The organism is Streptomyces sp. NPDC014733 (genome assembly GCF_043083385.1).
Taxonomy (GTDB): Bacteria; Actinomycetota; Actinomycetes; order Streptomycetales; family Streptomycetaceae; genus Streptomyces.
Window position 1 is genome coordinate 350356 of the sequence record NZ_JBIBYO010000007.1, and the last position, 7109, is coordinate 357464.

Sequence of the window (7109 nt, forward strand, 5' to 3'; positions counted from 1 at the left end):
GCTCCCCCTCGGTCCCGCGCCGGGCGGGAGCGGGCCGTGGCGCTGTCAGAAGAAGACCGACCGGCGCTGCACCAGCAGCTTGTACAGCGTGTGCTGAATCGTTTCCCGGACCTGGTCGGTGAGATTGAACATCAGCATGGGGTCGTCGGCCGCCTCCGGCGGATAGCCGTCCGTCGCGATCGGCTCGCCGAACTGGATCGTCCACTTCGTCGGCAGCGGCAGCGCGCCCACCGGCCCGAGCCACGGGAACGTCGGCGTCAGCGGGAAGTACGGCAGCCCCAGCACCCGCGCCAGCGTCCGGGCGTTGCCGATCATCGGGTAGATCTCCTCGGCGCCCACGATCGAGCACGGCACGATCGGCACCCCGGCCCGCAGCGCCGTCGAGACGAAACCGCCCCGCCCGAAGCGCTGGAGCTTGTAGCGGTCCGCGAACGGCTTGCCGATGCCCTTGAACCCCTCCGGCATCACCCCGACGACCTCACCGCGCTCCAGCAGCTGCTGCGCGTCCTCCGCGCACGCCAGGGTGTGCCCGGCCTTCCGCGCCAGTGCGCTGACCACCGGCAGCACGAAGACGAGATCGGCCGCGAGGAACCGCAGGTGCCGGGCGGCCGGGTGGTGGTCGTGGATCGCCGTCTGGAGCATCAGGCCGTCCAGCGGCAGCGTCCCGGAGTGGTTCGCGACGACCAGCGCGCCGCCGTCCGCCGGGATGTTCTCCACGCCCCGGACATCGACCCGGAAGTACTTCTCGGCCAGCGGGCGCAGCAGCGACATCAGGACCTGGTCGGTCAGCTCCTCGTCGTAGCCGAAGTCGTCGACCTCGTACTCGCCGGTCAGGCGTCGCCGCAGGAAGCGCAGGCCACCGGCGATCCGTTCGTCCAGCGAGCGGCCGCCGCGCGCCACCGGGGGCGCCGGGTGCGGCCGGTCGCCCGTGCGGGCCTCCGGTACGGGCGTGAGCGGGACCGCGGTGCCGTTCACCGGCCGCCGGGCCGTGCGGCGCGCCCGGGGCTCCTCACCGAACGGAATGACCTTGGCGTCCGCCATCTCGCGTCAACTCCTCACTGGGCCGGACGCGCGGGGAGCGCGTCGGCGAGCCGGTCGACGGCACGGGCGAGGGACTCCGGCGGCAGCAGCCCCGGGCCGCGGCTGCGGGCGAACTCCGCGAACGTCTCCGCCGTCGTGTACTGCGGGTCGAAGCCCAGCGTCTCGCGCATCTGCGTGGTGCGGACCACCCGGCCGTGGGTCAGCAGCCGGATCTGCTCCGGCGAGAAGTCGGTGACGCCGACGGCGCGGAGCGCGGCGCCCGCCCAGGTGACGGCGGGCAGCAGCAGCGGCAGCGTCGGCCGCCCGAGCCGGCGGGCGGTCTGCGACAGCAGCAGCACGCCGTCGCCCGCGATGTTGAACGTACCGCTGTTGAGCGTGCCGGGGCGCGGCGCGGACGCCGCGATCAGCAGCGCCGCCAGCGCGTCCTCCTCGTGCACGAACTGCAGCCGCGGGTCGTACCCGAGGACGGTCGGCAGCACCGGCAGCGAGAAGTACTCGGCGAGCGGGGAGTCGGCGCACGGCCCCAGGACATTGGCGAAGCGCAGCACGCAGACCGCGACGTCCGGGCGGCGCCGCGCGAAACCGCGGACGTACCCCTCGACCTCGACGACGTCCTTGGCGAACCCGCCGGACGGCAGCGATTTCGGCGGGGTGTCCTCCCCGAAGACCGCCGGGTCGCGGGGGGCCGAACCGTAGACGCCGGTACTGGACTTGACGACCAGCCGCTGCACCCGGGGCGCCTTCTGGCACGCGCCGAGCAGCTGCATGGTGCCGATGACGTTGGTCTCCTTGACCGCGGTGCGGCTGCCGCGGCGGCCCGGCGGAGTGCTGTTGACGTCCATGTGGACGACGGTGTCGACGCCGGTCTCGGCCAGCACGCGGGCGATGGCCGGGTGCCGGATGTCGGCCTGGAGGAACTCCGCGCCGGCCGGCAGCTGCGCCGGGACCACCGCGTCGACGCCGATCACCCGCTCGACGGCCGGGTCGCGGAGGATGCGCCGGACCAACCGGCCGGCGAGCTGCCGGGCGACTCCCGTGACGAGCACGACCCTGCCCACGACCGGCCCTCCTTCCGCCCTCGGCCGCCGCCTGCGCCGAGCTGTGTACTCCACGCTATCGGGTCGTCCCGGCACCACGACGACCTCGCGCTGCCCGCGGTCGCGTTTCCGCCCCACCGGCCCCAGAAGCGGCCCCGGCGGCGGAACGGAAGGGCCCGGAACGCACCGTGGCCCCCCACCGCACAAGGCGGTGAGGGGCCACGAAAACGCGATCCGCGTCGCTTACTTCTTGTTGCGACGCTGCACGCGGGTGCGCTTGAGCAGCTTGCGGTGCTTCTTCTTGGCCATCCGCTTGCGCCGCTTCTTGATAACAGAGCCCACGACTACCCTCGCTCACTTCGAATCACTCGGTGCGGGGCGTCCGAGCCCACACTACCTACATCGGGCCAGCCTACCCGGCGCCGGGCGTACGGCGTAATCCGAGGGCCCGGAAGCCTCCGTCAGGCCGATTCGACGCCTACGTAGGACTCCCGGAGGTAGTCGTGGACCGCCTGCTCCGGTACGCGGAACGACCGGCCCACCCGGATCGCGGGCAGATGACCGCTGTGCACCAAGCGGTACACGGTCATCTTCGACACTCGCATCACGGTGGCGACCTCCGCCACCGTCAGAAAAACGACCTCGTTCAGAGGCTTCTGGTCCGCAGCCATGCCACACCTGCACCTTCCGCATATGACGGGCACCGGCTTCCCCTCCGGTCACTCTTCGTCGCTATGCGCTCACTCCCCAATTTAGGGGCGGGTGATGCGAGTGGGGAAGAGGAGCCACCCGGACCGCAAAAGCCTCCGCTACCAGGGCAGTTCTGCTCTATTAAGGACATAACGCCACAGCGGCCCGTAGTGCTCCTCGGCCACCGCATCGTCCAGGGGCACCACGGCGCACACCCGGCCCTCGGCCTCCCCGACGAACGGCCCCGGATCGTCCGCATCCGCCAGCCCGATCGCCTCAAACCCCAGCTGACCTGCACCGCAGATCCAGCCGTGGTCACCGACCACCAGTTCCGGCAACGGCCCGCCGCCCTCCGCCGCCGCCGCCAGGGCCAGCCGCACGGGGAGGGGCGAATGGGTATGCACGCGCCCCTTTGCGGATGCGCCCCCCACGCCGGTCCCGCGCATCAGCGCGACTCCCCGTACGTAGTCGAGTACGTACGTGCGTACGCCGAACGAGGTCGTCATCCGGGCGGGAAAACCCCGCCCAGGGGTGAGGACGGCACACCCCGCCGCCGCGAGTCCGCCCGCGAGCGCGGCGTAGAACTCCAGCAGCCGGTCCGGATGTCCGGTGCCGAGCAGCACCGGTGCGCGCCGTGCCGCCGCCGCCGCGATCCGGTCGGCGAACCGGTCCAGGGCGGCGAGCGTGCGGTCCGGGTCGATCACGTTCGGGCCCCGGGTCCGCGCCGGGTCCGCCGGCCCCCCGCAGCGCCCCGCCATCAGCCGCAGCACCTCCGCGACCGGCCACTCCCCCACGGGGTCGAGCCCCAGCAGCGCCCGGGGGTCGCGCGCCGCGAAGAGGCGGTAGCGCGCCAGGCTTTTCTCCCGCGGCGTCGCGAGGGTCCCCGCGAGCCGCGCCTCGATCAGATGGGCGCGCAACGCACCGGTCCCCGACACGCCGCCCATGCTGACCCGCCGCCCCGGCCACCGGACCAAAACCGCCCGGTAGTCACACATCCGGACGCACCGGGCGGAGCGTACGAGCCGCGGCCCGAGCCCGTACGGACTCACCTCACGGCAGCAGCCCGTGTGCCGGGAAGACCGCCCGGCGGGTGGCGAGGATCGCCTGGTCGAGCCGGTCGGCCGGGTCGTAGCCGCCCTCGGAGAAGTCACGCCAGCGCGGTTCGACGCCGTCGGTCATCCGGTGCGGCGCCGGCTGCCGGGTCCGGCGGAACGCCTCGTGCCGCCACTCCTCCGGCACCGGCGTCTCCGGGGCGAGCGGACGTCCGGCGGCGACGGCCGTCAGATGCGTCCAGGCCCGCGGCACCACGTCCACCACCGCGTATCCGCCGCCGCCCAGCGCGATCCACCGCCCGTCCGTGTGCTCATGGGCCAGCGTGTGGCAGGCGAGCGCCACCGCCCGCTGCGCGTCGAGGCTCACCCCGAGGTGCGCCAGCGGGTCCTCGATGTGGGTGTCCGCGCCGTGCTGGGTCACCAGGACCTGCGGCCGGAACGCGCCGAGCAGGTCGGGCACCACCGCGTGGAACGCCCGCAGCCAGCCCGCGTCGCCGGTCCCCGCGGGCAGCGCCACGTTGGCCGCACTGCCCTCCGCGCCCGGCCCGCCGGTCTCCTGCGGCCAGCCGGTCCCCGGGAACAGCGTCCGCGGATGCTCGTGCAGCGAGACCGTCAGCACCCGCGGGTCCTCCCAGAACGCCGCCTGGACGCCGTCCCCGTGGTGGACGTCGGTGTCGACGTACGCGACCCGCTCCACGCCCAGCTCCAGCAGCCGCGCGATGGCCAGCGCCGCGTCGTTGTAGATGCAGAAACCCGCCGCCCCGCCCGGCATCGCATGGTGCAGCCCGCCCGCGAAGTTCACCGCGTGCAGCACGTCCCCGCGCGCCACCGCCTCGGCGGCGCCCACCGACTGACCGGCGATCAGCGCCGCCACCTCGTGCATCCCGCGGAACGCCGGATCGTCCTCGGTGCCCAGCCCGTACCGGGCGTCCGCGGCCGCCGGATCGGCGGAGGCGGCCCGTACCGCGTCCAGGTAGTCGGCGCGGTGCACCAGCCGCAGCGTCGACTCGCCCGCGGGCCGCGCCGCGACCACCTCCACGGGCGCCCGGTCCAGCCCGAACGCCTCCACCAACCGCATGGTCAGCGCCAGCCGTACGGGGTCCATGGGGTGCCCGCGGCCGAAGTCGTAACCCGTTACTGCCTCATCCCACATCAGCTGTGCGCGGCCGCTCATGCACGTCACCGTATCGGGCGCCGGACGCCCCGAACGAGCGGGCGTACACCAGCGTCACCAGCACCAGCAGCATCGGTACGAGCATCGCGCCCCGGTAGCTCCACGCGTCCCCGAGCGCCCCGACCAGCGGCGAACCCACCAGGAAACCCACGTAGTTGAAGATGTTCAGCCGCGCGACGGCGCTGTCCGACGCCGCGCCGCCGTCCCGCTCGTACGCCAGCCGCCCGGCCGCCGCGAACGTCTGCGGCACGATCACGCAGAGCCCCAGACCGAGCAGGGTGAAGCCGGCCATCCCCGTCCACGCGCCCGGCGCCGCCGCGACCACCGCGAACCCCCCGGCCGCGACGACCGCCCCGGCCCGCACCACCGCGACCGCCCCGAACCGCCGCACCCCGAAGTCCCCGGCGGTCCGTCCGAGCAGCGTGGTGATCATGTAGACGTTGTACGGCACGGTCGCCAGCTGCTCGGAGCTGCCCAGCACATCCTGGAGGTACTTCGCGCTCCAGTTGGAGACCGTCGAGTCCCCGATGTACACACACGCCATCACCAGGCACAGCGGCAACAGCAGCCGCATCGAGACGGCCGCCGCGCCGCCCGCCGGTTCGGCGCCGTCCCGCCCGGTGGCCGCCGTCTTCGGCCCGTCGACGAACCACCGCCCGGCGACCACCGCCACCGGCACGAGCACCGCGACCACCGGCCCGTAGAGCACCCCGAGCGACAGCTCCCAGTGCGCCCCGGCCCAGGCCAGCGACGCCCCGACGATCCCGCCGAGGCTGTACGCGGCGTGGAAGCCGAGCATGATGCTCCGGCCGTACGCCCGCTGAAGGCTGACCCCGAGCATGTTCATCGCGGCGTCCAGCGCGCCCACCGCCAGCCCGAACACGGCCAGCGCCACCGCCGCCTGCCCCATCGAACGGCCCGCCCCGGCCGCCAGCAGGGCCAGACAGACCACCGGCTGCACCACGCGCAGCACCCGGCTCGGCCGCACCCGCCGCACCAGCCGCTCGGTCAGCACACTGCCGGCGCCGGCCAGTACCGGCACCGCCGCCAGGAAGGCGGGCAGCAGGGCGTCGGAGATCCCGTACCGGCCCTGGAGCGCCGGAATCCGCGTCACCAGGAGCGCGAACACCGTGCCCTGGACGAAGAAGCTGAGGGCCAACGCGACCCTGCCGTACCGCGCTTGCGTGCCTGGAACCCGGGGCGCCGTCATGGCGGCACAGCCTAGAACTCGTTGCTACCAAGAGGTAGATGGATCACCACGCCAATTCTGCGGGGCGCCGCCCGGCCGGCGGGTGGCAACCGCACGGCCGCCACCCGCCGGCCGCGGGACTACGCCGTCAGCAGCGCGGGAAGGTCGGCCATCTCCGCGAAGAGCCCGGTGGCGTCGCCCAGCCGCGCGGCGGGCGTCATCGCCGTGAAGCCGTACACGTCCATCCCCGCCGCCCGCGCGGCAGCCACCCCCAGCGGACTGTCCTCGACGACGGCACACCGCTCCGGCGCCACGCCCATCCGCTCCGCCGCGTGCAGAAAGAGATCCGGCGCCGGCTTCCCCCGCCCGACATCCTGCGCGGAGAAGATCCGCTCCTCCTCGAAGCGCCCGAAAAGCCCGGTGGTCCGCAGCGCCACCCGAATCCGCTCATGGCTGCCGGACGACCCGACGCAGTACGGCACCCCCGCCGCGGCCAATCCGTCCAGTACGGAATCGACGCCCCGCACCGGCTCCAGTTCGGTACGGAACGCGGCGAAGACCCGCGCATGGAATTCCTCGTCGAACCCGTCCGGCAACCGCTGCCCGGACCGCTCTCGCACGATGTCGTGAATACGGGGCATGGCGGAGCCCATGTAATCCCGTATCGACTCCTCGTACGTGGTGGGGTGGCCCAACTCGGTGAGATGGCCGGCGAGAATCCGATTCGAGATCGGCTCGCTGTCCACCAGCACCCCGTCATTGTCGAAAATGATCAGGTCGTAGCGCATCCGCCGAGGGTAACGCGCTTGAACGCAAAAAAAGCTCCGGTCTCCGGAAACCATTCACTGGTTCCCGGAGACCGGAGCTGAAAAATCGTTCGGCGGCGTCCTACTCTCCCACAGAGTCCCCTCTGCAGTACCATCGGC

The 7109-nt window shown here is 72.9% G+C and carries 8 protein-coding genes; all 8 read right to left on the bottom strand.

Annotation, left to right across the window (positions count from 1 at the left end):
• Positions 1-45: 45 nt before the first annotated feature.
• The 8 genes from ACF1BH_RS19290 to ACF1BH_RS19325 all read right to left on the bottom strand — a co-directional run bounded on the left by ACF1BH_RS19290 (position 46) and on the right by ACF1BH_RS19325 (position 6971).
• Positions 46-1041 (bottom strand): lysophospholipid acyltransferase family protein, encoded by a 996-nt coding sequence (locus tag ACF1BH_RS19290; protein ID WP_391643646.1) that lies wholly within the window; start codon positions 1039-1041, stop codon positions 46-48.
• A 14-nt stretch (positions 1042-1055) separates the two neighbouring features.
• Entirely contained in the window at positions 1056-2099 is a 1044-nt protein-coding gene (locus tag ACF1BH_RS19295; protein WP_391643647.1) for an NAD-dependent epimerase/dehydratase family protein, read from the bottom strand.
• 222 nt (positions 2100-2321) lie between these two features.
• On the bottom strand, positions 2322-2420 hold the full coding sequence (locus tag ACF1BH_RS19300) for a 30S ribosomal protein bS22 (RefSeq protein WP_003948845.1): 99 nt from the start codon (positions 2418-2420) through the stop codon (positions 2322-2324).
• A 119-nt stretch (positions 2421-2539) separates the two neighbouring features.
• Positions 2540-2749, bottom strand: a complete 210-nt coding sequence (locus ACF1BH_RS19305) for a helix-turn-helix domain-containing protein (RefSeq protein WP_157848084.1) — start codon at positions 2747-2749, stop codon at positions 2540-2542.
• Between the two features lie 138 nt (positions 2750-2887).
• Positions 2888-3712, bottom strand: coding sequence for a phosphatase (locus ACF1BH_RS19310; protein WP_391643648.1), 825 nt, complete (start codon positions 3710-3712; stop codon positions 2888-2890).
• 106 nt (positions 3713-3818) lie between these two features.
• Positions 3819-4994, bottom strand: a complete 1176-nt coding sequence (locus ACF1BH_RS19315) for an acetoin utilization protein AcuC (RefSeq protein WP_391643649.1) — start codon at positions 4992-4994, stop codon at positions 3819-3821.
• Positions 4963-6204, bottom strand: a complete 1242-nt coding sequence (locus tag ACF1BH_RS19320) for an MFS transporter (protein ID WP_391643650.1) — start codon at positions 6202-6204, stop codon at positions 4963-4965. Before ACF1BH_RS19320 ends, ACF1BH_RS19315 begins: the two co-directional genes overlap by 32 nt.
• 119 nt (positions 6205-6323) lie before the next feature.
• Positions 6324-6971: an HAD family hydrolase gene (locus ACF1BH_RS19325; protein WP_391643651.1), complete on the bottom strand. Its 648-nt coding sequence runs from the start codon at positions 6969-6971 to the stop codon at positions 6324-6326.
• Positions 6972-7109: the final 138 nt, after the last annotated feature.

Bases quoted from the DNA above. Each gene is read 5' to 3' on its own strand.
- ACF1BH_RS19310 (WP_391643648.1), bottom strand. From the start codon at position 3,712: ATGGGCGGCGTGTCGGGGACCGGTGCGTTGCGCGCCCATCTGATCGAG.
- ACF1BH_RS19290 (WP_391643646.1), bottom strand. From the start codon at position 1,041: ATGGCGGACGCCAAGGTCATTCCGTTCGGTGAGGAGCCCCGGGCGCGC.
- ACF1BH_RS19315 (WP_391643649.1), bottom strand. From the start codon at position 4,994: ATGAGCGGCCGCGCACAGCTGATGTGGGATGAGGCAGTAACGGGTTAC.
- ACF1BH_RS19320 (WP_391643650.1), bottom strand. From the start codon at position 6,204: ATGACGGCGCCCCGGGTTCCAGGCACGCAAGCGCGGTACGGCAGGGTC.
- ACF1BH_RS19305 (WP_157848084.1), bottom strand. From the start codon at position 2,749: ATGGCTGCGGACCAGAAGCCTCTGAACGAGGTCGTTTTTCTGACGGTG.
- ACF1BH_RS19325 (WP_391643651.1), bottom strand. From the start codon at position 6,971: ATGCGCTACGACCTGATCATTTTCGACAATGACGGGGTGCTGGTGGAC.